We start from the raw sequence: 25,658 nt of genomic DNA, 5'->3' as shown, positions 1-25,658 counted from the left end.
ACTATTTGATTTGACGGGCAGTGAGTTCACAGACCTTCACAATGACCTCGACCGCTTTTTGCATGCTTTCCAAAGGAATATACTCATATTTTCCATGAAAATTATGCCCACCCGTAAAGATGTTGGGGCAGGGGAGTCCCATAAAGCTCAACTGGGAACCGTCCGTTCCGCCCCTGATCGGTTTGATGATGGGTTCAATGCCCACCGACTTCATCGCCTCTTCGGCAATCTCCACAATATGGAAAACGGGCTCCACCTTTTCACGCATGTTGCGGTATTGGTCCTCAATGATCAAACTCACATAATCGCCATATTTTTGGTTGAGCTTGTCCACAACTTCCCTCAACAATTCCTTTCGGGCCTCAAAATGGACGGCGTCATGATCGCGGATGATGAGCTCGATTTCGGCCTTTTCAATTTCACCCTTGATCTTGTGCACATGGAAAAATCCTTCCATGCCCGTGGTATGTTCGGGAACCTCGCGTGGGGGAAGCAAGCTTAAAAATTCGTTGGCAATGCCGATGGCGTTCACCATCTTGTTCTTCGCATAGCCCGGGTGCACGCTTTTGCCTGTAAAGGTGATGTTGGCCTTGGCCGCATTGAAGTTTTCGTACTCCAGTTCGCCGATTTGGCTACCATCCATGGTGTAGGCCCAGTCGGCACCAAATTTTTTCACATCGAATTTATGGGCGCCCCTGCCAATTTCTTCATCGGGGGTGAAGGCGATACGGATCTTGCCATGTTTGATCTCAGGGTGCTGCACCAAATATTCCATAGCGGTAACGATTTCTGCCACTCCCGCCTTATCATCTGCACCCAAAAGGGTAGTGCCATCGGTGGTGATCAAGGTCTGGCCTTCATATTGCAACAGGTCTTCAAAATAATCTGGCGACAGTACAATGTTCATGGCCTTGTTCAGCACAATGTCCTTCCCATCATAATTTTCAATGATCTGGGGTTTTACATTTTTTCCCGAAAAGTCTGGGGAGGTGTCCATATGGGAAATAAAACCGATGGTTGGCACCTTCTTGTCCACATTGCTGGGCAACGTGGCCATGATATAGGCATTTTCGTCGATGGAGACCTCTTGTAAACCAATCTGGTGCAGCTCCATGACCAGTTTTTTGGCTAGGTTCCATTGTTTCTCGGTACTCGGGGTGGTTTTGGAGTAGGGGTCACTTTGGGTGTCCGTGGTCACATAGTCCAGAAAGCGGGGCAGTAGTTTTTCCATAGCTGGTATTTCATCAAAAATAATGCATATTCGAGGGTTAAATTAAAAACAAACGGTTTAAAAAAGTATCTTTCCCCAACTTTAAAACAACTTCCATTGAAAACGGTGGTTTTATATCTTTTTTTGATTTCCGGCCTATACGGGTCGGCCCAGATGGATTGTATTTTGGGTGTTGGAGGTCCTGATGGGGATACCATTGTCCAAGTTTTCCAGTTGAGCGAAGAGCAGCAGGAAAAGCTCAAAAGTTGGGCTGCGGAACTGAAGGTGCGGAATGATATTTTGAGGGAAAAGGCCGAATATTTGATGAAGAAGAACGAGAACAGTACCCCCGACGTCTTGTTGACGGTCTCACAACAGTACAAAACCATCCAGGACAGCATGGTACAGAACGTGCGGATGATGGACAAAAGGTTGTTGACCATTTTCAACGATAAGCAATATCAGCGCTACTTGGGCTTCTGCAACGAGCTTGCCTTGCGTCCTATCCATGTAAACAGGTCGATTGACGAAAAATAGTCGAATAGCGGAAATCTGTTTTAAGAGTTTTTATTTTTGTCCAAACCAATTTTGAATGTACAAAATCCTCATCCGACCGATACTTTTTTTGTTTGATGCTGAAACGGCCCACCACTTTACATTTGGGGCCATTGGAGTTTTTTCAAAACTGGGCCTCACCCGATTCTTCCGAAAGGCATTTGTGCTTAACGACCCAAAGTTGGAACGGGAAGTGTTTGGGGTAAAGTTCAAGAATCCAGTAGGTTTGGCAGCAGGTTTCGATAAGGATGCCAGACGCTACAACGAATTTTCGGATTTTGGTTTTGGATTTGTGGAGATCGGGACGGTGACCCCCAAGCCGCAGGACGGGAACCCCAAAAAGCGGTTGTTTCGTTTGTTGGCGGACAAGGCTATCATCAACCGGATGGGTTTTAACAACAAAGGAGTTTTTGAGGCGGTTGAACAATTGAAGAAAAAGCACCGCGTCATCATAGGCGGCAACATTGGAAAAAACAAGGTGACCCCGAATGAGGATGCCATCAAGGACTACCTGATTTGTTTCGAGGCACTTTTTGAGCATGTGGACTATTTTGTGGTGAATGTGAGTTCGCCCAACACCCCCGGCCTTCGTGAGCTCCAGGACAAAGCACCGCTGACGGACCTCTTGAAAAAACTGAAACGCCAGAACAGCAAACAGGCCAAAAAACTGGTGCAGAAGGAAAAACCCATCTTGCTCAAAATTGCACCTGACCTTACCGATGACCAACTTTTGGACATCATCGACATTGTCAGGATTACCCAAATCGAAGGGGTGATCGCCACCAATACGACAATCGAAAGAAAGGGATTGAAATCCCACTTGATCCTATCCGAAGAAAATGGTGGGCTCAGTGGTAAACCTTTGGGCAACAGAAGCACCGAGGTCATCCGCTTTTTGTCCGAAAAGAGCAATAAGTCCTTCCCGATCATAGGAGTGGGCGGGATCCATTCCCCTGAAGATGCTCTGGAAAAATTGGATGCCGGGGCCGATCTGATACAATTGTACACCGGTTTCATTTATGAAGGCCCGGGTCTTGTCAAGAAAATCAACAGGGCCATTTTGGAGCGGACGACCTAAACCCATGCACAGCTTACTTTTGTTTAGTGGAGAGACCATGAACTATCCCATTCTTGTGGGGTTTGTGCTATCAGCCTCCGCATTGGCCATTTCCCCTGGACCGGACAATATTTTTGTGCTCACACAAAGTATTTCGAACGGGGTAAAGGCAGGTCTGGCGACCGTTTTTGGGTTGGTGAGTGGCTGTTTGGTGCATACCACCTTATTGGCTTTCGGGGTTTCGGAAATCATCAAGCGGAGCGATGCCCTCTTTTTCGGTATAAAATTGTTCGGGGCGCTTTATTTGTTCTACTTGGCCTACAAAGTTTTCAAAAGTGATGGTGACATCCTATTGGAAGGTAAAAAGGCGGCCAAAAGTCCAAAAAACCTCTTTTGGACAGGGTTTACGATGAACGTACTCAACCCCAAGGTCACAATTTTCTTTTTGGCCTTTTTTCCCGGATTTCTGTTCAGTACGGAATTGGACCCAGTGGTACAGTTTTACGTGTTGGGACTTCTCTTCATGCTGTCCGCCTTGCTCATTTTTGGGTCCATTGCCCTGTTGGCCGGAAGTATTTCCAATTATTTGAAGAGCCATAATAAGGTCGGATTGTACCTGAAATGGGTACAGATCATCGTTTTTGTGGGCATTGCCGTTTACCTGTTGCTATCGGATAAATAGTGCTATTTTTACGGGAGCCTATGTCAAAGATCAAACTCATAGAATGTCCGCGGGACGCCATGCAGGGTATAAAGACCTTCATCCCCACCAAGGAGAAGGTGAAGTATATCCAATCCTTGCTAGGTTGTGGTTTTGATACCATCGATTTTGGTAGTTTCGTGTCGCCCAAAGCCATTCCGCAGATGCAGGACACGGCCGAGGTATTGGCCCAGTTGGACCTGACGCGGACCAAAAGCAAGCTTTTGGCCATTGTGGCCAATGTTCGGGGGGCCGAGGATGCCTGTCAGCACGGCCCGATAGATTATTTGGGTTTTCCGTTCTCCATTTCTGAAAACTTTCAGATGCGGAACACCCACAAGACCATAGCACAGTCCGTGGAGACTTTGAAGGAAATCCTGGACCTTGCCCGTACCCACGATAAAAAAGTGGTCACCTACATCTCCATGGGATTCGGGAACCCCTATGGAGACCCTTGGGATGTGGAGATCGTAGGGGAGTGGACCGAACGGTTGGCAACCATGGGGACCAGCATTCTTTCCCTCTCGGACACCATTGGAAGTTCTACTCCGGAAGTGATTGATTACCTCTTTTCCAATTTGATTCCCAAATACCCGGATATCGAATTTGGGGCGCATTTGCACACTACGCCTACCCAATGGCATGAGAAAGTGGACGCTGCATACAAAGCTGGGTGCCGCCGTTTTGATGGTGCGATACAGGGATTTGGGGGCTGTCCCATGGCCAAGGATGAGCTGACGGGGAACATGCCCACCGAAAAAATGTTGTCCTACTTTACCGCGGAAAAGGCCGATACCGGAGTGAACTGGATGGTTTTTGAAGCGGCCTATAACAAGGCAACGGAGCTGTTCTCTGTGTATCATTGATCGTACAGCCCTTCATTCTTCATCTTTTTATTCAGTCTAAATCAATATATTTGGGCAGTTAATACACACCACAATGACATACAATGGTCTGCTGGCCACTTTTCCCAAAGAAATCAGGTTGTTCATAGCCACCTTTGTGGTGATACTTTCGGTTGGGTTCTTTACGGGCCTGCTATTCATCAAAGAGACGGAATCCACCACCCCTGCTGGAATTGAGGAAAACTACTTGGGCAACGAGGAGGACGAGGAGGCCACCGAGATGAAGTTCAAGAAAGGGAATAGGGAAATGCTCACCATTGTGCACACCCATATCCTTTCCATGTCGCTTATCTTTTTTTTGTTGGGCGGATTGGTATGGATCTCCAAAGCACCCAAAAAGTGGAAACTTTTGTTGACCATAGAGCCTTTTCTTTCGGTCATCTTGACCTTTGGGGGAATTTATCTGATGTGGATCGGGATCAGTTGGTTCAAATATGTGGTGATTTTTTCGGGGACATTGATGACCCTAAGCTTTACAGGAGCAGCCTGTTTGGTCCTTTGGCAATGTGCAAAACCACCAAAGGTGGAGTAGGGGTCAGTTTTCTATAAATTGATAATCGATATCCTGATAATCCAATAGTTCAATCTTGGTCTTTTCATAAGAAAGTAGGTTCATGATTTCATGGACTTCCTCCCGGTTCACCAAAATGATGAAATGTTTTTTCCCTACCGAAATGGGAATCTTGCGCTGATGGGCCCAATTCTTCAGATGGCTTTCCCAATAGGCAATGTCCAATTGGCCAATGTATTCCTTCAGGGCCTCAAGTTCCCACTCATACAACTCAAAGCACAGGTTGTTGAAAATCAATTGGAACAGCTTGCTGTGGTTGCAAAAGGTCAGTATTCCATTTTTGGAACGGCTCAAAGTGTTCAAGGATCTGCACATATATTCTTCTATTGGATCGTAAAGATAACAATTATTTATATTAAGTCTAAATAAGTATAATTTGACTGGAATTTTTGGGCTAAAAAATGTCTAAGGAAGCATGGGAGTGTAATCAATAAAAATAGTGGTATATTTGCACGCAATTAATCCGTAATTGCAATGGAAGCCCACCTAAACAAAATTGTTGGCGAAGGACTTACTTATGACGATGTCCTTCTAGTGCCCGCATATTCCGAAGTACTTCCCCGAGAAGTCAATATCCAATCAAAATTCACAAGGAACATCACCATCAATGTGCCCATCGTTTCCGCGGCCATGGACACGGTGACCGAATCACGCATGGCCATTGCGATGGCCAGGGAAGGAGGTATCGGTGTGCTCCATAAAAACATGACCATTGAGCAACAGGCGCTCAAGGTGAGAAAAGTGAAAAGGGCGGAGAGCGGTATGATCATGGATCCCGTGACCCTTCCTTTGGATTCCAAGGTGCGCGATGCCAAGGCCAGCATGAAGGAGCACAGCATCGGGGGGATTCCGATTGTGGATGCCAACAAAAGATTGCTGGGAATCGTGACCAATCGCGACTTGCGCTTTGAAAAAAACAACGATCGTCCTATTTCAGAAGTAATGACCTCTGAAAATTTGGTGACCGTTGGCGAAGGGACCTCTTTGGAGCAAGCCGAGGTTATTTTGCAGGAAAACAAAATTGAAAAACTCCCGGTGGTGAACGACAAGAATGAGTTGATCGGACTGATCACCTTTCGGGATATTACCAAACTCACCCAAAAACCTATTGCCAACAAGGACCAATATGGACGTTTGCGAGTGGCTGCCGCCATTGGCGTAACCGCAGATGCCGTGAAAAGGGCAGGCGCATTGGTGCAGGCCGGCGTGGATGCCATCATCATTGATACGGCACATGGGCACACCAAAGGTGTGGTCGGTATTTTAAAAGAAGTCAAGAAATCCTACCCCGAACTAGAGGTGGTCGTGGGCAACATAGCCACGGCAGAAGCCGCTAAATATTTGGTGGAAGCTGGCGCGGATGCGGTGAAAGTGGGTATTGGACCTGGTTCCATCTGTACCACCCGAGTGGTGGCCGGGGTCGGTTTTCCCCAATTTTCCGCTGTGTTGGAAGTGGTCGCAGCTATAAAGGGCAGTGGCGTTCCTGTGATTGCCGATGGGGGTATCCGCTATACGGGCGATATTCCCAAGGCCATTGCTGCCGGAGCGGACACCGTGATGCTAGGCTCGTTGTTGGCCGGTACCAAGGAATCCCCAGGGGAGACCATCATTTACGAAGGGCGTAAATTCAAATCCTACAGAGGAATGGGTTCCGTGGAAGCCATGAAAGAGGGCAGCAAGGACCGTTATTTCCAAGATGTGGAGGACGATATCAAGAAACTTGTGCCAGAAGGCATTGTGGGCCGTGTGCCCTATAAAGGTGACCTGTATGAGAGTATGCACCAATTTATTGGTGGCTTGCGGGCCGGTATGGGCTATTGTGGTGCAAAGGATATTGCCACATTAAAGGAAACGGGCCGCTTTGTGAAAATAACCTCCAGCGGTATCCACGAAAGCCATCCTCACGATGTGACCATCACCAAGGAAAGTCCAAACTACAGTCGATAGATAATACGGTAAAGCGAAATGCTGGGAAAGGGAAGGTTCTTATTTCCCGGCATAGGTTTGCCAATCCTTGTCCTTGTAGATATTGTCACCAAAATAGCGGGCAATCTGCATGAACGGTTCCACTTTTTGGTATCCAGGGACAGGGGATAGCATATTTCGTTGCTCATCCAAGAAAACCACGGTAGGATAGCTCAGTTTGCCCTGTAGCAGTGCTGCGGCCAACTCATGATAGCCTTTTCGGCCCGACGGAACAAACTTGAAGGTTTTTCCTTGGTACTCGATAGGGTCTTTGCCCTCTGCATCCAATTTCACCATGTAGAAATTGTCCTGCATGTATTTCGATACTTCGGGATGTTGGAAAGTATCCTTGTCCATTTTTTTGCACCATCCGCACCAGTCCGTATAGACATCAATGAACATCTTTTTGGGTTTGGCATCCGTCTGGGACAGTCGTACTGCTTCATCCCAAGAAATCCATTTGATATCTTGTGCTTGGGACTGGAACCCCATCAATAGAAAAAAAATCAAGCCGATTTGGGTAAAAGTAGTGCGCATAATTTCTGTTTTTGGGACATTTGTCGCCCCATCCATACAAAAATAACGAAAATTGTGCCAGAAAAGTATCTGGTCTCTGCGCTGAAAAACCGTGGCTTACTTTACCGTTTCTTTCTTAGGGGCTTCAAACAGGTTTTTGACATCCACTTGGTTTCGCACAATGTCATCAAACGTTTCCCGCTCCCTGATCAAATGCGCTTTTCCTTTGTACCAGAGTACTTCGGCGGGCCTGTATCTGGAATTGTAGTTGCTTGCCATGGTGAAGCAATAGGCACCTGCATTTCTGAAGCAAAGAATGTCCCCTTCGGAAATCTCATTGATCCTGCGGTTGCTGCCGAAGGTGTCGGTCTCGCAGATGTAGCCCACCACCGAATAGTAACGTTCCCTTCCCTTTGGGTTGGAAATGTTGATGATCTCATGGCTAGACCCATAGAGCATGGGACGGATCAGGTGGTTGAAACCTGAATCCACACTGGCAAAAACGGTCGAAGTGGTCTGCTTCACCACATTGACCTTGGCCAAAAAATAGCCTGCCTCGCTGACCAAGAATTTACCGGGTTCAAAAGCCAAGGTGAGTTCTCGACCGTATTCGGAACAGAATTCATTGAACCTGTCCGAAAGCTTTTTGCCGAGTTCTTCAATGTTGGTCTGGATGTCACCTTCTTTGTACGGTACCTTGAAACCGCTACCAAAGTCAATAAACTCCAAATCTTTGAAATTTTTCGCTGTATCGAAGAGTATTTCGGAGGCATAGAGGAACACATCGATGTCCAAAATATCACTGCCCGTGTGCATGTGGATACCATTGATGTTCATCTTGGTCAGTTCCACAATGCGCAACAAATGGGGTATCTGGTGTATGCTGATCCCGAATTTGGAATCGATATGGCCTACGGAGATCTTTGAGTTGCCACCCGCCATCACGTGTGGGTTGATACGGATACAAACGGGAATATCGGGGTGTTTGCTGCCGAATTGCTCCAGAATGGAAAGGTTGTCGATATTTACCTGTACGCCAAGTGCAGCAGCAGCCTCGATTTCTTCCAAAGAGACGCCGTTGGGCGTGAAGATGATGGATTCCGGTTTGAATCCCGCCATAAGGCCCAATTTCACCTCTTGGATGGACACGGTGTCCAATCCACTGCCCAAATGGTTCATCAACCTAAGGATGCTGATATTGGAAAGAGCCTTTGCGGCATAGTTCAGCCTGAGGCTGGAAACACCTTCAAAAGCCTTGGTGAGCCTTTGGTATTGCGAAGCAATTTTGTCCGCATCATAAACATATAGGGGAGCACCAAATTGCTCTGTGAGTTTCAATAGATCCTTAGGGTTCATGCCGTATCAATATTTAACCGACAAATCTAAAGTTTGTCTTTCGGTTTTACAAGAATAAAAGTATAATCCGATGATTTTATAACAAAATGTTTTATATATCACACTTGAAATTTTACCGGCTGTGGAAATCCCGCAAGTTGATGTAGGGGGATTCCAATGGATTTGCTGCTTTGGTCTGCACATCGTATTTTTAGACAAACTCCCTATATGAAGCTACCTTTCTTTCCATTGCAGTCCGTTTTTTTTCCAGGTGAGACCGTGCCGCTCCATATTTTTGAGGAACGCTATAAGGAGTTGATCCATGATTGCCGGAAGGAGGCCCTCACCTTTGGCATTCCTGTTTTTATCAACAATACCATTTCCTATGGCACCGAAGTGCAACTGGTGGAAGTGGTCAATACCTACGGCTCCGGTGAAATGGACGTGGTCTGTGTGGCCCGGCAGGTGTTCAAGGTGCTCTCCTTTGAAAACCAGATGCAGGGAAAGTTGTACGCCGGTGGGGAAGTGGAATTTTTGGATATGGAGAACGATGCGGATGATGGGCTCAGGGAAGAGGTGATGCAGAAAGTGGAGACCTTGTATGATTTGATGGATGTGCCGTTCACCAAGACACCGCCCAAACAGTTCAACAGTTATGTCCTTGCCCATAAAATGGGACTTTCCTTTGAGCAGGAATTTGAATTGCTGCAGATGACCAGCGAAAAGAATAGGCTGCTGTACATCAAGGCCCATTTGGAGACTACGGCCCATATTCTGGGCGAGGTGAACCGCACCAAGGCCACCATCGAAATGAACGGACATTTCAAGAATTTTGACCCGTTGGACTTCCCCGATTTCAAGATTTGAGCCCCAAGGGTATAAAACAAACTTTTTCAGGCCCATTATGGGCAATTATTCTTTTTTGACCTTCTATTTGTCGATGGTGTTTTCTATTTTTGTCGGCAAACAAAAGTTAAATCGCAGATGAACCTTCACGAATATCAAGGAAAAGAGATTTTGGCCAGCTTTGGCGTTAGGATTCAAAGGGGCATAGTGGCCCGAAATGCCAAGGAAGCGGTGGATGCCGCAAAACAACTTACCCAAGAAACCGGTACTGGGTGGCATGTTATAAAGGCACAGGTGCACGCTGGTGGCCGTGGCAAGGGTGGCGGTGTAAAATTGGCCAAGAACCTGAAGGAAGTGGAAGAATTGGCAGGAAGCATCATTGGGATGAACCTAGTTACGCCACAGACATCTGCGGAAGGTAAAAAAGTACACCAAGTGTTGGTTGCCGAGGATGTATATTATCCAGGTGACAGTGAGACCAACGAATTTTATATGTCCGTTCTCTTGAACAGGGGCACGGGAAGGAACATGGTGATGTACTCCACCGAAGGCGGTATGGACATCGAAGAGGTAGCCGAAAAGACCCCTCACTTGATTTTTACTGAAGAAATTGACCCGGGATTGGGGTTGTTGCCCTTCCAGGCTAGACGAATCGCCTTCAACTTGGGATTGTCCGGGACGGCTTTCAAGGAGATGGTGAAATTTGTCACTGCTCTATACAAAGCTTACGAGCAAAGTGATGCCAGTCTTTTTGAGATAAACCCTGTGTTGAAGACCTCAGATGACAAGATCATGGCGGTGGATGCCAAGGTGTCCATTGACGACAATGCCCTTTATAGAAGAAAAGTATATGCAGAGATGCGCGACCTTCGCGAGGAGAACCCCATTGAGGTGGAAGCCCGTGAAGTTGGTCTGAACTATGTGGATCTCGATGGAAATGTGGGCTGTATGGTGAATGGTGCCGGATTGGCCATGGCCACGATGGACTTGATCAAAATGGCGGGTGGTGAACCGGCCAACTTTTTGGACGTTGGAGGTACTGCGGATGCCAAAAGGGTAGAAGAGGCGTTCCGCATCATTTTGAAGGACCCGAATGTAAAGGCCATATTGATCAACATCTTTGGAGGTATCGTGCGTTGTGACCGGGTGGCGCAAGGTGTGGTGGATGCCTATAAGAACATGGGAGATGCCATTCAGGTGCCGATTATTGTGCGTTTGCAGGGTACCAACGCCGAATTGGCAAAGGAAATCATCGATAATTCAGGATTGGCGGTACATTCCGCAGTGCAGTTCCAAGAGGCTGCCGATAAGGTAAAAGAAGTATTGGGATAGTTTTCCCGATTACAATAACCGAACAGATAAAGGGCAACGTTGTTTTAACGTTGCCCTTTTTGTTTTTGAAAAAATGCAGTGGTTGCCTTTTTACTTTTTTTTTGGAATTTATTTGATTGTTTTGAAGGCAGCCCATCCTTTTCCAAATTCGGTTGATGAGTTTTCAGGTTTGTATGAATTTCTTTCGAAAAACATCAATATTAGCACATCGTTACAGAGGTTAAACCTTGGTTAAATCATCGTAGAGTGTAGCATTTTAGAATTTTGCTCGTCTTATTTTTGTAGCGTCAATAAAATAAGCGTATCCTTTTTGACAAAACAAGAATCATTCATCAACAATCAAAAAACAAAAATCATGAGAAAAATTAAAATTGCATCAGTAGTATGTATGTTGTTCGCCACATTGGGTGTATTCGCCAACAAAGGTGAAAAGGAAACGACAACCAAGAGCCTGTCTTCCCAAATCTATGAAATGTTGGAAGACAATTCATTTGAGGTACAATATACCGAGTTGACGGCAGATGTCCGTTTTACGATCAACAACAAAGGGGAGTTGGTAGTACTTTCTGTGGAGACCAAGAACGATGTTTTGGAGAAATTTGTGAAGAGCAGGTTGAACTATCAAAAAGTGGACGCTGGTGTCGTCACTGAAGTTAGGATCTACACTGTTCCCGTAAGGATTACCGCTTAGTTGTCGGAATTATTTTGAGTTAGTCAGTCAAGCCCTGAAATTTTCAGGGCTTTTTTGTGCACTAAAATGAACCACATTGGAGTTATCTATATAAGTGCACGACTAAACCGAATTGCTATGGGTACCTATGAGGAAAAATTGGGCATTCTTTCGGAACTGATCTCCTTTGCCAGGGTGGATCACTCATTGAAATCATCAGAGTATGAGTTTTTATTGAAGGTGGCCTCCAACCTCGGCGTGGACAAGGAAACCTTCGATGGACTCCTGAAGAAAGAAGTTCCCAAAGTGAAGCTCAAGACACAAGCAGAGCGTATCGTGCAGTTCCACAGGTTGTTGCTTTTGATGAACATAGACCAAGAGCAGCATAAAAAAGAGATAGATACCTTGTACAACATAGGCCTGAAAATGGGGCTGCCACCCGCTGCAATGGCCCAAGTACTGGAAATCATGCACCGCTATCCCAACAAAGTGGTTCCTCCCGATGTGTTGATCAATATCTTCAAGGCACATTACAACTAATGCCACATTGACATTAATTTCCTTATTAAAAATGCCATAGTGTCATGCTTTTGGCTTTGGGTACAGGTTTTGTCTATAGTTAGGTGTTTTGAAGTTTAATTTAAAAAATTGAATCACCATGAGTATAGTAAAAAGAAACAACCTGTTTTTTCCTTCCTTGATGAACGATTATTTTTCCCCTGATTGGTTTGGTGGCACTGAAAAGTGGAATACCTCTCTACCAGCGGTCAATATCAAGGACAATGAGGATGGATTTGAATTGGAACTTGCCGTTCCAGGCATGAAAAAAGATGATTTCACCGTGGAGGTGGACAATGATGTACTCACCATTTCAAGTGAAATCAAATCAGAGAACGAAGAAAAAAAGGAAAATTATACCCGAAAAGAATTCTCCTACTCCTCTTTTAAAAGGGCCTTTACCTTACCAGAGACCGTGGATGGCTCCAAGATAGATGCCAAGTACGAGGACGGAATTTTGAAGCTGACCTTGCCCAAGAAGCAAGAAGCTTTACCCAAACCCAAACGATTGATTTCGATTGGATAAGATAATGAAAGCACCAACTAGGTGTTTCATGATGGTTGGATTAGTTGGTTAGTTTGTTGACGCGCCCCTTGCAAAATGCTTGGGGCGCGTTTATTTTATTCCTTCTCCTGCAACATCTTTATTTCGTCCCTTAATTTGGCCGCCTCCATAAAATTGAGCTCTTTGGCCGCTTTCTCCATGGCTTTTCGCTTTTCCCGGATCAATTTCTCTTTTTGGTCCTCGGTCAGATAGTCCAGATCAGGTTCTGCGGCACGCAGTTCTTCTTTTTGAAAATGATAGGTGGAAACGGAATTTTTGACCAGGGCATTGTCCAGGTTTTTGTTGAGCGCCTTGGGGGTGATGTTATGCTCCTTGTTATAGGCCATCTGTTTGTCCCTACGATAATTGGTCTCGTCGATGGTCTTTTGCATGCTCTCGGTGATGGTGTCGGCATACATGATGGCCTTCCCATTGAGGTTACGGGCTGCACGGCCCACCGTTTGTGTCAGCGAACGGTTGCTTCGCAAAAAACCTTCCTTGTCCGCATCCAATATGGCCACCAAGGAAACTTCGGGCAGGTCCAATCCCTCCCGGAGCAGATTGACACCGATCAGCACATCGAAAAGTCCTTTCCGAAGGTCCTGCATGATCTCCACGCGTTCCAAGGTATCCACATCGCTATGGATGTATCGACAACGCACATCGATTCTGGATAGGTATTTGGTAAGTTCCTCTGCCATTCGTTTGGTCAGTGTGGTCACCAAGGTGCGTTCATCCAATTCCACCCGTTGCTGTATCTCTTCCACCAAATCATCAATTTGGTTGGCACTGGGCCTCACCTCGATGACGGGGTCCAAGAGCCCCGTTGGGCGTATCACTTGCTCTACATAGACCCCTCCGCTCAGTTCCAGCTCATAATCGGCCGGGGTGGCGCTCACATAAAGGGCTTGGTTCTGTAGGGCTTCAAATTCCTCGAACTTCAAGGGTCGGTTGTCCATGGCTGCAGGCAATCGAAATCCATATTCCACCAAGTTTTCTTTACGCGATCGGTCGCCGCCGTACATGGCATGTACCTGCGGAATGGTCACGTGGCTTTCATCGATTACCATCAGATAATCATCCGGAAAATAATCCAACAAACAGAAAGGTCGTGTACCTGGTTTTCTACCATCCAGATAGCGGGAGTAATTTTCAATGCCCGAACAATAGCCCAGTTCGCGGATCATCTCAAGGTCGAAATTGGTGCGTTCTTCCAGGCGTTTGGCTTCCAGTGGTCTGCCTATTTCTTTGAAATAGTCCACCTGTTTCACCAGATCGTCCTGAATTTCCCGAATGGCATTTTGCAGCACATCGGGAGAGGTGACGAACATATTGGCCGGATAAATGTTCAGGGAGTCATAAATTTCGATGACCTTGTTGTTGAAAGGATCCAAGGCCTCAATCTCCTCGATCTCGTCCCCAAAAAAATGGATGCGAAAGGCATGGTCGGCATAGCCGGGGAATACATCCACCACATCGCCCTTCACCCGGAAATTGCCATTCCTGAAATCGGCCGTGGTGCGGGAATACAGGCTTTGCACCAATTGTTTCAAAAACTTGGTGCGGGATATCACTTGCTCCCTATGGATGGAAATTACGTTCTTCTGGAATTCGATAGGGTTCCCGATACCATACAGACAGGATACCGATGCGACCACCAGCACATCCCTTCTCCCTGAAAGGAGTGAAGAAGTGGCACTCAAGCGCAGTTTTTCGATGTCCTCATTGATGGAAAGGTCCTTTTCGATATAGAGTCCGCTGGAAGGGATATAGGCCTCTGGCTGATAGTAATCGTAGTAGGATACAAAATATTCCACGGCATTGTTCGGAAAAAACTGCTTGAACTCCGAATACAACTGGGCGGCCAGAGTTTTGTTATGGGCCAATACCAAAGTAGGTCGCTGCACGGCCTCCACCACATTCGCCACAGTGAACGTTTTGCCCGAACCTGTTACCCCAAGCAGGGTCTGATGCCGTTCATTTCCCTCAATGCCCTCCACCAATTGCTTAATAGCATTTGGCTGGTCACCCGTGGGTTTGAATCCCGAAACTACCTGAAATTTCATTCGATAAAAATACTAAAGGCTGCGCCCAAACGGAAGCAAAAGGGGAAGATTATCTTTTGGTCAGGTGTAAATGTTTCGTCTTTCGGGGTGACTGGTCTTTAAAGGTCACGTTTTTTCAACAAAGCATAGGATAAATAGATGAAAATCCCTGTCCAAATAAAGACAATCAGGAATTCGTACCAATACACATGATAATCGAACTTCATGTCCTCACCAATTTGTTGTCCGATGTTCTGTACGGCAGAAAGTCTGGTAAATGGCTCTTTGATAAGATTGGACATGGACTGTAGCGGAAAAAAATCTTTTACCATGCGTGCAGCTTCCCAACTCATCACTTTCCACCCCAAGAGGCCAAATACCACTTGTTCCAAAATGGTCCAAAGGATAAGGAACCCCAACGCAAAAGCGGAGCGTTTCACCAAGATTCCCAAAAAGAGACAGAACGAGAAGAACCCGATAAGCTTAAAGAAAAAAGCGGGCAAAAACTCCAAGTCGGAAAAAATAATGGACATTTCATTGTAATCCGAATAGGCAAGCCCCAAAATCATGGAAACCACAAATACAAAGACAGTTGATATCAAGGCAAAGGATACCACAGTAATCACCTTGGAAAGGATGAACTCTTTCTTGGAAAGGCCATCTATGAGATTTTGTTTGATGGTCTTGTTGCTGTACTCGTTGGACATCATGGAAACGATGACAATGGCCAAAAACAGCTTGAAGAGGGCCGTCACAAAGGTGTTGAAATGCCAGATGTAGGGAAAGTTGAAGATTCCCTGGTCCGCCAAATGGAACTGGACCGGTCCAATATCAAACTTGATGGCCGCGATGAGTGCAATGGAGGTCAGGAGTACAAAATAGGCAATGATCAGTACCTTGCTCGCCCTGTTGTTCCAAAGTTTTATGAATTCTATGTGTAGGAGACGTAACATTCGTTTTTTGATTAGTTGTTCTTGGTCAAGGTTAAAAATTGTTCTTCCAGACTCTCTTTGCGTTTCACCAGATGGGAGAGCACAATGCCTTTTTCAAAGAGCATCTTGTTGAGTGTCACGGCGTCCATTTCTTCCTTGAGGTAAGCGGTCAGTGTCCCGTTGAAGTTCTCGATCTTCCCAAAACTTGCATTTTTCTCCAATAGGGATTTCAACTGCTCCATATCTTGGCAGCGCAGCTCAAAAAAGCCATGGCTTGCCAACATGCTGTCCACCGGACCGGAGTACAGGTTTTCTCCCCTTCGGAGAATGACCACGTGCGAACATACTTTTTCCACCTCGTCCAGCAAGTGGGAGGCCAACAAAATGGTCGTGCCCTGACCTGCAATGGTCTTGATGATTTCCCGTATCTGATGGATCCCTTGGGGGTCCAGTCCGTTTGTGGGCTCGTCAAGGATCAATATTTCCGGGTCGTTGAGCAGGGCAGAGGCAATGGCCAAACGCTGTTTCATACCCAGGGAATAGGTTTTGAACTTGCTGTTCCTGCGGTCCCAAAGTCCGACCAGTTCCAATTTCTCTTGAATTTTGGTCTCTGGCACTTCCTTGATCTTACAGACAAGTTTCAGGTTTTGTATGGCGGTCATGTAAGGGTAGAAGTTGGGCCTTTCGATGATGGCCCCTACCTTTTTCAAGGCCTCATGGGTCGAGGTGTTGCCATCGAACCAACTGAAATCGCCCGAGGTGCGGTTCACTACGTTGAGAATGATGCCCAAAGTGGTGGATTTTCCACTTCCGTTGGGACCTAGAATGCCATACACGTTGCCCTTTTCAATGGTAAAGGACAGGTCTTTGACAGCTGTGAGGTACCCGAATTTTTTTGTGAGATGGTTTACGGTCAGTATTGTTTCCAAGACGGAATCGTTTTTTGATTTGTTTATAGTAACTTGACGAGGTTTAATGGAATTTGTTACAATAAAACAAAATTTTTGACCATATAGGACAAATAAGGGAAGTTTAGATGTTAGATGTCAGAAGTCGGAAGTAGGAAGTCGGAAGTAGGAAGTCGGAAGTCGGAAGTCGGAAGTGTCACGTTGAGCCTGCCTTTGTCGGCAGACAGGCGTAGTCGAAACGTCGGGAGTGGTTCCAAGTTTTTGGTTTCAGGTTTTCTGATCCATACTTTTGAACTTGAAACATGAATCACTGAGTTATCATCCTGAGTTGTCACCCTGTGCGTTGGTTGCTGAGCTCAATTGAAGCAAGTCCAAGGCGCAGTCGAAAATGAAGACGGGCAATAACCGAATAACCCAATATCTCAATGACAAGGTCAGAAGTTTGAATGGGATTAGTTCCCATTGTCCTATGTCTTATGTCCAATATCCAGAACCATAAAGAAATATGTCCGAGGAAAAATTGATGTCGAAGAAAAAACCGGCCTATCCGGTCAACAAAAAACTGGATAGCTATCTGCACAGATACAACCGAAAAATAGAGATCCCTATTTTTTATGATGACCTGTTGCGTTTTTCCGGATCGGTGGTCGTGTACGATTCCGATGGCGAGGATACCCTTTGGGTACGGGTCTATTATTCGGATTTTGACCGAAAGGAAATCGACATCAGCCTAAAAAAGGTCTATTCCATCCTGCATTCGGATGGTAGTGACCGTATCCAGGAATATTTGAATGTGGATGCCGTTGATTTCTGCACCTTTGGCAATTCCAAGCCGTTCCGCATCAAGGTGAGGAACATCCTCAATGACAACTACACTTATTTTTATGTGAAGAAGACCGATGCTTCACGGATTTATGGATTGGAACTGGAACACATGCTTTCGCCCTACAACCTTAACTTTTTGGTGTACAAGGACACTTTGATAGAGGAGCACATTGCAGGCATTCCGGGCGATGTGTTCATCAAGGACATGCTGCCCAAATGTTCGGAGTCCGAAAAGGCCCAATTGGCCAAGGAGTTTGTGAAGTTCAATGAGCGCTGCATGATACGCCTGTTGGGCGATATGCGCTCCTACAATTATGTGATTGTCCCCGTGCACGATTTTGACCATGTGGTGTATAAGATCAGGGCCATCGATTTTGACCAACAATGCTTCGAAGGGAAACTGAAGGTATATCGGCCCCAATTTTTCAAGGAAAACTATAAAATGGTGGAGCTGGTGCGCGACAAATTGCAGAAAAACTCCGTGGACCAGTACAAAATAGAGGAGCGGTCCATCGTGGCCAAGCGGATCCTCAGTTCGGGCAACCGCATCAAACGCCTGATAGGTGCCGTAAAACCGCATACCATATCATTGCCGGAAAACATCGATCGCCTAAAACACGAAATTTATGACCTTACGAAGGACATCGATTTTAAAAAGAGCACGACCATGGGCGAAGTACTGTCCCTGGCCCTCGATTTTGTAAAGCGTAACTATGAGGATGTCAGCATGAAGCAGATCATCGAGAAGAAGTTCTAGCTCTTCTGTTCTTTGTTGAAATAGACCAGATAATAGTACATCTGTCGCTCCTCGTCCCAGCCCTTTTCCACAAATTTTTCAGCAGATTCAGGGTTGATGAAATCCAGTTTTATCTGAATATTGGTGTCGAGGTTGATGACATTCTTTATCTTTTTTCGGGCATCGGAGACGGCCTTGTTGGCAATGTCAAAATTGGAGACGTCCTCAATGCTGTACTTTGGCCCCTTTTCCACTTTGTAGTGCTTGAACTCGGGAATCAGTTCCGGGTTTTCCATCACTTCATTCAAAAAAGCGGTTTCTTCAAAGGCATCGTTTTTGGCAAAGTGGTTCACCGCGCGGTTCATAAAGAGAACCTCCTGTTGCTTGTCCTCCGCCGGAAGGACCACGTCCTTGGCGAAGTTTTGGCAGAATTTCAGGTAATTTTTGGTGTAGAAATTCTCATCGGTCAGCGGCTCCAATCCCAAAAAATTCTCCAACCAGTATTTGGCATCGTAGCGGTTGCTGTCCACAGATAGGACTTTGTACCCTTCTTCCTTGTCCACATTGAAAACGATACAGCCCTTGTCCAATTTATTGATGTTGATGCCCTGCTTGATAAGGATTTCCAAGTTTTGCTCCTTTTCCTGAAACTGGAGGAAATCGTGCTTCAACTCACTTTTGAAAATGCCCACGGCATCCGTTTTTTTGTTGTCGATGACCATGTCCGAAAAATGGGCGACATATACCTCCCCACTTTTGATGTGCGGGTGGTTGGACTGGTCAAAAAGGTGCTGGGTTATCTTTTTGGAAAGCTGGTGCCCATTCGATGGGTTTTCAAACAGTTCCGAAACGGATTTGAACACCTCATTGAACTCCAGGTCCACATCATGGGCGAACCTAAAATAGTTCTCTTCCTTTTCCCTAAATGGCCTAAAGAAATACTCCTTCAGCAAACCAGCCATCTCATCATTGAGCGAGAAAGGCTCGGCGGATAGAAAAGCAGCTTCATTTTTGCTCTTGTTGCCCACACGGTGGAGCGAGATGCTTTCAATCTGGGCGGGATATAGGTTCAGCATATTTTTGGTTAAGGGTTAAGGGTTAAGGGTTAAGGGTTAAGGGTTAAGTAAGTTAGTTCCAGTTTTCGTCAAAATCCATGTCGTCATAGCTGTCGAGGAAATCATCGTCCTCGCCAAAGCTGTCCTCAAGATCACCTTCCTCAGCTTCAAATTTTTTCTCCGGCGGGGAATCGGGCAGTTCCCCAAAACTGAACAAAAGATTGGGGTAAATTCTTCCGTCTTCATTTTCTACGACATCGGCCAGCTCCACAAAAAAGGTCCACATGCTGAAGAAATCATACACGTAGATCATTTTTGGGGTCTGTTCGGAAAGCACATCGTTTAGTGTGGTCTCGTTCATCAATCGAACATCGGAACCGTTATCGCTCATGTCGAAGAGGGCGATTTCCTCATCTTGGTTCCACTCCTCGTCGCAGGTGTAAAAAGAGGCCATTTCACTTCCACCAAACCCAAAGGCTTGGGTTATGGCATTGTGGAATTCCTCCAGTGTGTTGTTTTCGTCAATTTCGATATCTCGAAAGATATCTTCCTCAGCATCAAGTATTATCCTGATTTTATAAATCATCAAAAAAAATTATAGAATGTACAAAGTTACAATAAATACCCCTTATTTGGTGAACCGGTGCAAGGTAAAGGTCATGGCGGCCAAAAGGAAAAACGCCCCTATTTGGTGCGCAATGCCCAACCACAGGGGAACGGCATAGATCAATGTCAACACGCCCAGCACAAATTGCAAAAAAACCAAGGCCAGCAAGATTTCCAGGCCATTTTCCTGAATAGGTGTCCGTTCCACTTTGCGGGTGCTGAACCATATCCAAAGGATAAAGCCCACGACAATGTAGGCCAGATAACGGTGTACGAACTGCACCCCGCTCTTTCCTTCATAAAAGTTTTTGATGATGGGTTGATGCTCTATATACACGGTTTCGTGCATCAATTTTCCTTCGTTCATCATGGGCCAGTGGTTGTGGATGAACCCGGCATCCAGACCGGCCACAAAGGCTCCCCAAATAATTTGGAGCAAGAGGACGGCCAATCCTGCCCTGACAAGGTTCCTGATTTTTGTATTGACTTCTTTTTTGTTGGGATAAATCAGATCCAAAGCGACCCAAAGACTATAGGCAAAGGTGACAAAGGCCGTGGTCAAATGGGCGGCGAGTCGGAAATGGGACACATCCGGACGGTCCACGAGGCCACTTTTGACCATATACCAACCCAAAAATCCTTGAAAACCTCCCAAAAAAAGCAGAATAAGACATTTTTTGATGGTGGGTCTGTCCAATTTTTTGGTAAAAAGAAAGTAGAGGAAGGGCAGGATAAAAACGATTCCAATAAATCGCCCAATAAATCGGTGCAACCACTCCCAAAAATAAATGTCCTTAAAATCCTCTAAATCAAAATGGGAGTTAAGTTTTTGATATTCAGGATATTGTTTGTAAAGTTCAAAAGCTTCTTCCCAAGCCTGCTCGTTCATCGGGGGCAAGGTTCCGTGAATCAATTTGTAATCGGAAATGGAAAGCCCGGAATGGGTGAGGCGGGTAATGCCACCAACGAGGACCATTACAAAAATCAGGGCACAGCCCGTCAATAGCCAGTAGATCACAGCTTTGTTCTTTTTCATCTGTTCTTTTTCATTTTTTTTAATGGTCAGATGTAACCTTTGATGACCAAAATAATCATAGCCTTATGAGCCTGCCTGCGATTCTTTTGGTCATGTCGGTTTCATTCCGAGTGTACTTTTAGGTTCATTGCTTTGCCCTTTTCCAGCATAAATTGGTAAGCGGCTTCATATTCGTTGGGAATTTCCCCTTCCAGAATGGCCTCTTTTATGGCATCCTTTATGATACCGATTTCCTTGGAGGGACTCAGGTTGAAGGTGGCCATAATCTCTTCACCGGAAACAGGGGGCTGAAAGTTGCGCACATGGTCCCTTTCCTCGACCTCCACTATTTTTTGGCGTACAATCTGGAAATTGTTCTTGTATTTTTTCTGTTTTTTTGGGTTTTTGGTGGTGATGTCCGCCTCGCAAAGGGTCATCAGGTCATCCACATGGTCCCCGGCATCGAAAACCAAACGGCGGACCGCTGAATCGGTGACATGGTCCTCGGCCAGAATGATGGGGCGGGAGCTCATCAATACCATTTGTTGCACAAATTTCATTTTCTCGTTCAAGGGCATCTTCAGCCGCTTGAAGAGCTTGTACACCATCTTTGATCCCACAAATTCATGTCCGTGGAAGGTCCAACCGATTTTTTTGTGGAACTTTTTGGTAGGGGCCTTGCCAATGTCGTGGAGCAGGGCGGCCCAGCGCAACCAAAGGTTGTCCGTGGTTTCGGCAATGTTGTCCACCACTTCCAGGGTGTGCCAAAAATTGTCCTTATGACGTTGGCCTTCCACCTCTTCAATACCCTGCAGGGCAATCAATTCAGGGAGGATATAGGGCAAAAGTTCAGTTTGGAGCATCAACTTGAACCCAACGGACGGCTTGCGGGCCATCATTATTTTGTGCAGTTCGTCCACAATACGTTCCTTGGAAACGATTTTGATACGTTCTTTATTTTCCGTGATGGCCTGAAGAGACCTGAGCTCGATGGCAAATCCCAACTGGGTGGCAAAACGGATGGCGCGCATCATGCGAAGTGGGTCATCGGAATAGGTAATGCCAGGTTCTAATGGGGTCCTGATGGTTTTTTTGTCCAAGTCGGATAATCCATCAAAAGGATCTAACAGTCGTCCAAAGCTGTCCTTGTTCAGCGACAAGGCCATGGCGTTGATGGTAAAATCCCTTCGGTTTTGGTCATCTTCCAAGGTACCGTCCTCCACAATGGGTTTTCGGCTGTCCCGTTGGTAACTTTCCTTTCGCGCGCCCACAAACTCGAGTTCCATGCCCTGATGTTTGATCATGGCCGTACCAAAATTCTTGAACACGGAGACCTCAGGTTTTCCCTTGAGTTTGGAAGCCACTTTTTGGGCGAGTTCAATTCCGCTCCCGATGGCCACAATGTCTATGTCCTTCGGGGTGTTTCGTTGTAAAAAATAATCGCGTACATAGCCGCCGATCACATAGGAGTCGATTCCCAGTTCATCAGCAGTTGAACCGATCAGCTCAAAAATGGGATGTTGTATGGCTTCTGTATGGAATTCCTTCGTCATGCTATTCCCGGATTACCTTCACCTGGCCGTCATTGCTCAATTTAATGATGGAGGAAGGGGAAGGGTTTTTGTTTTCGTCCGGCAAATTTACCACATAGTCCACTCCTTTTAAAATTTCCGGGGCTATATCCTTGAAACGATTTGGGGTGGGTTCCCCGGAGATATTGGCCGAGGTGGAAACAATGGGTTTTCCAAATTTGTTGATGAGGTACTGGCAGAATTTGTCCGACGCCACCCGGATGGCCAATGTGTTGTCTTCGGCAACGAGATTTGGGGCCACACCCTTCGGTTCGTCAAAGACGATGGTGGTGGGCTTGGTGGCCAGGTCCATGATGTCATAGGCCACTTCGGGCACCTGTTTCACATGGCGTTCCAGCATCGCTTGGTTGGCGACAAGGCAGATCAGGGCCTTGCTGTCCTCCCTTTTTTTGAGGGCATATACTTTTTTTACGGCTTCGGGGTCGGAGGCATCACAGCCAATGCCCCACACGGTATCGGTAGGGTAGAGGATAAGGCCTCTTTCTTTGAGCACTTTGATGCAGTTGTTGATTTCTTCGGTCAAGATTTAAAATTTAAGGTTAAAATGTTCGGTAAGTGCCAACCATTGGGTTCTGTTCATGTCCCCTTTAATATTGGACTTTTTTAGAGAAACCTTTTGTGAACCCAAAATAGGTATTGGCTCTTTTCCACTGTTGGATGTCTGCATCGAGGTTGTACCTTTAAGCAGTCCCATGGCTTTGAACCACAGATCATCGGCTTTAGGGGCAAGTTGCAGAAAAAGTTCTTGATCAAAGACCTTATTGTACAATGTTTCAGGGGGGTAGAGCGTGCCTCCCGCACCAATGGGCAAAGTTGCTTTGGTGTCGGGGCAGGTTGTGTTTGATACCCAATTTTTGTATGGGAGCAGTTTTCCAGTTTTGTCGTAGGAAATACAGCGGGTTTGATTGGCCATGATACAACCGGGATTTGCTTGGTGTGCTGCATAAAGATTGGACAACCAATTCTTTCTGTATATCATATCGTCATCACAGGTGATGATAGTTTTATCTGGGAATACTTTAAGGGGTTCCACAAGTTTTCTGTGCGAACTGGAATAGGTTGTGAAATGAATTGAAAATAAACTGCCGGTCAATTCTGTAAGTTCATTGGGGATTTGTGTTTTTAGGTCCTCATGTAGCCACAAAATGATTCTTTCGGGTAGGATGTTCTGATTCATGATACTCCTAACCGTAATATGAACAATACCAAGCCTTGATGGAATGGAAGCCAATGAGACTATCACGGGGATTTTATTTTTTTTCCCAATGAGTTTTTTTGGGGATTTCGAAACTAGCTTAATTTGGTTAAAGAGGGAAACAGGTATTTCCTTGAGTTTCATTATGGTATTTTTGGAATTACAAAATTAAGGATATGTGATAACATTTAATATTTCTATTTTTGCCTGAATGAGCCACGAAGAACGCGAAGTACCGAAAATATCCGTGATAGTGAGCACCTACAATGCCGAGGAATGGCTGAAAAAGGTGCTTTGGGGATTCAATTGTCAGATTTTCAAGGACTTTGAAGTGGTGATTGCGGACGATGGCTCGGGACCCAAGACCAAGGAACTTCTGGAGGAACTTTCCGAAAAGGTGTTCTACAACATTGTGCATGTGTGGCAGGAGGATGATGGGTTCCAAAAATCAAGGATATTGAACAAGGCCGTGGAGGCGTGCAATGCGGAATACATCATCATGACGGATGGGGACTGCATCCCCCGCGAGGATTTTGTGGAGGTGCATTACATCAACAAGGAGGTTGGGTATTTTATCTCGGGAGGATACTATATGCTGCCGATGAACATTTCCAAAATGATCACTTTGGAGGATATTGAAAAGCAAAATTGCTTCAACATCCATTGGTTGATGGACAAGGGCATTCCAAAAACGTTCAAGAACAACAAGCTCACTGCGAGCGGTTTCATTTCGAAGTTGTTGAACACCTTCACTCCGACCAATGCCAGTTGGAACGGCCACAATTCATCAGGTTGGAAAAAGGACATCCTCAACGTCAACGGTTTTGACGAGCGCATGCAATATGGGGGACAGGACCGGGAATTGGGCGAACGTCTCTTCAATTTTGGAATAAAGTCAAAGCAGCTGCGCTATAGTGCGGTCTGTGTGCACCTAGATCACAAAAGGGGCTATAAGACACCGGAGTCCATTGCCAAAAACCAAGCCATACGAAAGGAAACGAGGTCCAAAAAAGCGGTTTGGACGCATTACGGCATTACCAAATAATAGGCCAGCTCGTTCTTTTTTTCCAATCTTTTTAACTCCCTAAATCGTTCCAGAACGCCAAGGGCATTGAGGTAGCAAATGGTGATTCCCTTTTTGCCGTCCAAAAAGCCGAACCTGATCACGTAGTGGTTGAAGAATTTCCACAAGGGTTTAACTGTCATCAAAAGGTAGTTGAAGTTTTTTTCCTTGTAAAAATCCTCTTTGGCCTTCAGTTGACCGTACTTGAGCATCTTGCCTTTGTAATCCTCATAGTTTTTATAGCAGTAGTGGGTCAGTCGTTGTTTGAGGATGCCCGAAGTTCCCTCCACCTCAAGGGTCTCGTGCACCAGCTTTTTATCCGTGAACTGCACTTTGCTTTTTCGGAAAAGTCTATGGTTTTTATCGGTCTGCCAACCACTGAAATGCAACGGTTCATTTTGGAACATGAACTTGCGATAGAACCAATAGGCCTCATGGGCATTGGGGTTGTTTATGGTCTCCCTGATTTCTTTTTGGAGCTTTTCAGTGACGACTTCGTCCGCATCCAAGAACAGTACCCAATCATGGGCCGCTTGCTTGAGCGTAAACGACTTTTGGGCGGTGAAATTTTCAAACGGATGTTGGATGACCTTCACCTTGGGGTGTTTTGCCAAATACTCGTAGGTTCCATCCGTGCTATAGGAATCCACAACAAGAATCTCATCAGCAAAGGAAACGGAATCTATACACCTTTCGATGTAGCCCATTTCGTTGTAAGTGATGATGAGTGCTGATAATTTTTGCTTTGGGGCGCTCAATCCAGCCATACTATTGGGATGGGGTTAATGGTTTTACAAAACTATAACAAAAAAACAGGTTAAAAATTGTTTTCCGTTTCTTTTTCTTACAACAACTGACTGCTTGAATACCCTACTTTATGATGTTCGCAATAGGTGGATTCTTCACAATCCAGTTTCTTTCC

At 45.8% G+C, this 25,658-nt stretch carries 27 protein-coding genes; 13 read left to right on the top strand and 14 right to left on the bottom strand.

The annotated features are described in order from the left end of the window. Nucleotide 1 precedes the first annotated feature (1 nt). On the bottom strand, nucleotides 2-1,231 hold the full coding sequence (gene pepT / locus SD450_RS00690; protein ID WP_318342736.1) for a peptidase T: 1,230 nt from the start codon (nucleotides 1,229-1,231) through the stop codon (nucleotides 2-4). A 153-nt stretch (nucleotides 1,232-1,384) separates the two neighbouring features. Here pepT and SD450_RS00685 point away from each other — a divergent pair, with 153 nt between their 5' ends. From SD450_RS00685 to SD450_RS00665, 5 genes are all read left to right on the top strand, one after another. Next, nucleotides 1,385-1,747, top strand: a complete 363-nt coding sequence (locus SD450_RS00685) for a hypothetical protein (protein WP_318342735.1) — start codon at nucleotides 1,385-1,387, stop codon at nucleotides 1,745-1,747. A gap of 55 nt (nucleotides 1,748-1,802) precedes the next feature. After that, nucleotides 1,803-2,843 carry a quinone-dependent dihydroorotate dehydrogenase gene (locus SD450_RS00680; RefSeq protein ID WP_318342734.1) on the top strand — a complete coding sequence of 347 codons (1,041 nt, stop codon included), beginning with the start codon at nucleotides 1,803-1,805 and terminating at the stop codon, nucleotides 2,841-2,843. Between the two features lie 4 nt (nucleotides 2,844-2,847). After that, the gene (locus SD450_RS00675; RefSeq protein ID WP_318342733.1) at nucleotides 2,848-3,504 is read left to right on the top strand and encodes a LysE family translocator; all 657 of its coding nucleotides are present in this window, start codon (nucleotides 2,848-2,850) and stop codon (nucleotides 3,502-3,504) included. 20 nt (nucleotides 3,505-3,524) lie between these two features. Then, nucleotides 3,525-4,388, top strand: coding sequence for a hydroxymethylglutaryl-CoA lyase (locus tag SD450_RS00670; RefSeq protein ID WP_318342732.1), 864 nt, complete (start codon nucleotides 3,525-3,527; stop codon nucleotides 4,386-4,388). A gap of 73 nt (nucleotides 4,389-4,461) precedes the next feature. Further along, nucleotides 4,462-4,959 carry a hypothetical protein gene (locus SD450_RS00665; RefSeq protein WP_318342731.1) on the top strand — a complete coding sequence of 166 codons (498 nt, stop codon included), beginning with the start codon at nucleotides 4,462-4,464 and terminating at the stop codon, nucleotides 4,957-4,959. Between the two features lie 3 nt (nucleotides 4,960-4,962). Here the strand turns inward: SD450_RS00665 and SD450_RS00660 are convergent, their stop codons facing one another. Further along, nucleotides 4,963-5,313, bottom strand: coding sequence for a DUF6686 family protein (locus SD450_RS00660; RefSeq protein WP_318342730.1), 351 nt, complete (start codon nucleotides 5,311-5,313; stop codon nucleotides 4,963-4,965). A 159-nt stretch (nucleotides 5,314-5,472) separates the two neighbouring features. On the opposite strand from SD450_RS00660, the gene guaB reads away from it, so the two are divergent. Continuing rightward, nucleotides 5,473-6,945, top strand: coding sequence for an IMP dehydrogenase (gene guaB, locus SD450_RS00655; protein WP_318342729.1), 1,473 nt, complete (start codon nucleotides 5,473-5,475; stop codon nucleotides 6,943-6,945). A gap of 39 nt (nucleotides 6,946-6,984) precedes the next feature. Here guaB and SD450_RS00650 read toward each other — a convergent pair whose 3' ends face one another. Both SD450_RS00650 and lysA read right to left on the bottom strand, forming a co-directional pair. Continuing rightward, on the bottom strand, nucleotides 6,985-7,500 hold the full coding sequence (locus SD450_RS00650; RefSeq protein WP_318342728.1) for a thioredoxin family protein: 516 nt from the start codon (nucleotides 7,498-7,500) through the stop codon (nucleotides 6,985-6,987). Between the two features lie 96 nt (nucleotides 7,501-7,596). Then, nucleotides 7,597-8,835 carry a diaminopimelate decarboxylase gene (lysA, locus tag SD450_RS00645; protein WP_318342727.1) on the bottom strand — a complete coding sequence of 413 codons (1,239 nt, stop codon included), beginning with the start codon at nucleotides 8,833-8,835 and terminating at the stop codon, nucleotides 7,597-7,599. Between the two features lie 207 nt (nucleotides 8,836-9,042). On the opposite strand from lysA, the gene SD450_RS00640 reads away from it, so the two are divergent. The 5 genes from SD450_RS00640 to SD450_RS00620 all read left to right on the top strand — a co-directional run bounded on the left by SD450_RS00640 (nucleotide 9,043) and on the right by SD450_RS00620 (nucleotide 12,746). Further along, nucleotides 9,043-9,681, top strand: coding sequence for an LON peptidase substrate-binding domain-containing protein (locus SD450_RS00640; protein WP_318342726.1), 639 nt, complete (start codon nucleotides 9,043-9,045; stop codon nucleotides 9,679-9,681). Nucleotides 9,682-9,798: 117 nt separating this feature from the next. Continuing rightward, nucleotides 9,799-10,992, top strand: coding sequence for an ADP-forming succinate--CoA ligase subunit beta (gene sucC, locus SD450_RS00635; protein ID WP_318342725.1), 1,194 nt, complete (start codon nucleotides 9,799-9,801; stop codon nucleotides 10,990-10,992). A 355-nt stretch (nucleotides 10,993-11,347) separates the two neighbouring features. Further along, nucleotides 11,348-11,683 carry a hypothetical protein gene (locus tag SD450_RS00630; RefSeq protein WP_318342724.1) on the top strand — a complete coding sequence of 112 codons (336 nt, stop codon included), beginning with the start codon at nucleotides 11,348-11,350 and terminating at the stop codon, nucleotides 11,681-11,683. A gap of 117 nt (nucleotides 11,684-11,800) precedes the next feature. Next, nucleotides 11,801-12,202, top strand: coding sequence for a TerB family tellurite resistance protein (locus SD450_RS00625; RefSeq protein ID WP_318342723.1), 402 nt, complete (start codon nucleotides 11,801-11,803; stop codon nucleotides 12,200-12,202). A gap of 118 nt (nucleotides 12,203-12,320) precedes the next feature. Continuing rightward, nucleotides 12,321-12,746, top strand: a complete 426-nt coding sequence (locus SD450_RS00620) for an Hsp20/alpha crystallin family protein (protein ID WP_318342722.1) — start codon at nucleotides 12,321-12,323, stop codon at nucleotides 12,744-12,746. Nucleotides 12,747-12,841: 95 nt separating this feature from the next. Here the strand turns inward: SD450_RS00620 and uvrB are convergent, their stop codons facing one another. The 3 genes from uvrB to SD450_RS00605 form a co-directional block, all read right to left on the bottom strand. Then, nucleotides 12,842-14,830 carry an excinuclease ABC subunit UvrB gene (uvrB, locus tag SD450_RS00615; RefSeq protein WP_318342721.1) on the bottom strand — a complete coding sequence of 663 codons (1,989 nt, stop codon included), beginning with the start codon at nucleotides 14,828-14,830 and terminating at the stop codon, nucleotides 12,842-12,844. Between the two features lie 98 nt (nucleotides 14,831-14,928). Then, complete coding sequence (locus tag SD450_RS00610) at nucleotides 14,929-15,762, bottom strand: ABC transporter permease (RefSeq protein ID WP_318342720.1); 834 nt, start codon at nucleotides 15,760-15,762, stop codon at nucleotides 14,929-14,931. An 11-nt stretch (nucleotides 15,763-15,773) separates the two neighbouring features. Further along, nucleotides 15,774-16,670 (bottom strand): ABC transporter ATP-binding protein, encoded by an 897-nt coding sequence (locus SD450_RS00605; protein ID WP_318342719.1) that lies wholly within the window; start codon nucleotides 16,668-16,670, stop codon nucleotides 15,774-15,776. Nucleotides 16,671-17,154: 484 nt separating this feature from the next. Here SD450_RS00605 and SD450_RS00600 point away from each other — a divergent pair, with 484 nt between their 5' ends. Further along, on the top strand, nucleotides 17,155-18,231 hold the full coding sequence (locus SD450_RS00600; RefSeq protein ID WP_318342718.1) for a hypothetical protein: 1,077 nt from the start codon (nucleotides 17,155-17,157) through the stop codon (nucleotides 18,229-18,231). Here the strand turns inward: SD450_RS00600 and SD450_RS00595 are convergent. The 6 genes from SD450_RS00595 to SD450_RS00570 form a co-directional block, all read right to left on the bottom strand. Then, a complete protein-coding gene (locus SD450_RS00595) occupies nucleotides 18,228-19,286 on the bottom strand; it encodes a nucleoid-associated protein (RefSeq protein WP_318342717.1) in 1,059 nt (352 codons plus the stop codon). The two genes, SD450_RS00600 and SD450_RS00595, sit on opposite strands and share 4 nt — an antisense overlap. 52 nt (nucleotides 19,287-19,338) lie before the next feature. Beyond that, complete coding sequence (locus tag SD450_RS00590) at nucleotides 19,339-19,851, bottom strand: IS1096 element passenger TnpR family protein (RefSeq protein ID WP_318342716.1); 513 nt, start codon at nucleotides 19,849-19,851, stop codon at nucleotides 19,339-19,341. 42 nt (nucleotides 19,852-19,893) lie between these two features. Further along, nucleotides 19,894-20,907 carry a COX15/CtaA family protein gene (locus SD450_RS00585; protein ID WP_318342715.1) on the bottom strand — a complete coding sequence of 338 codons (1,014 nt, stop codon included), beginning with the start codon at nucleotides 20,905-20,907 and terminating at the stop codon, nucleotides 19,894-19,896. A gap of 101 nt (nucleotides 20,908-21,008) precedes the next feature. Next, nucleotides 21,009-22,439 (bottom strand): CCA tRNA nucleotidyltransferase, encoded by a 1,431-nt coding sequence (locus SD450_RS00580; protein WP_318342714.1) that lies wholly within the window; start codon nucleotides 22,437-22,439, stop codon nucleotides 21,009-21,011. Between the two features lies 1 nt (nucleotide 22,440). Further along, on the bottom strand, nucleotides 22,441-23,001 hold the full coding sequence (locus SD450_RS00575; RefSeq protein ID WP_318342713.1) for an L-threonylcarbamoyladenylate synthase: 561 nt from the start codon (nucleotides 22,999-23,001) through the stop codon (nucleotides 22,441-22,443). Between the two features lie 3 nt (nucleotides 23,002-23,004). Continuing rightward, a complete protein-coding gene (locus SD450_RS00570) occupies nucleotides 23,005-23,655 on the bottom strand; it encodes a zinc-binding alcohol dehydrogenase (protein WP_318342712.1) in 651 nt (216 codons plus the stop codon). Nucleotides 23,656-23,884: 229 nt separating this feature from the next. Between SD450_RS00570 and SD450_RS00565 the strand changes: the two genes are divergently transcribed. Beyond that, entirely contained in the window at nucleotides 23,885-24,718 is an 834-nt protein-coding gene (locus SD450_RS00565; protein WP_318342711.1) for a glycosyltransferase family 2 protein, read from the top strand. On the opposite strand, the gene SD450_RS00560 is transcribed toward SD450_RS00565, so the two are convergent. After that, nucleotides 24,700-25,503, bottom strand: a complete 804-nt coding sequence (locus SD450_RS00560) for a glycosyltransferase family 2 protein (protein ID WP_318342710.1) — start codon at nucleotides 25,501-25,503, stop codon at nucleotides 24,700-24,702. The genes SD450_RS00565 and SD450_RS00560 overlap by 19 nt on opposite strands. Nucleotides 25,504-25,658 lie beyond the last annotated feature (155 nt).

The sequence above is a fragment of the Flagellimonas baculiformis genome (assembly GCF_033441575.1).
GTDB lineage: Bacteria > Bacteroidota > Bacteroidia > Flavobacteriales > Flavobacteriaceae > Flagellimonas > Flagellimonas baculiformis.
The sequence above is the reverse complement of the archived record's forward strand: the minus strand, read 5'-3'. Positions and strand labels throughout refer to the sequence as shown.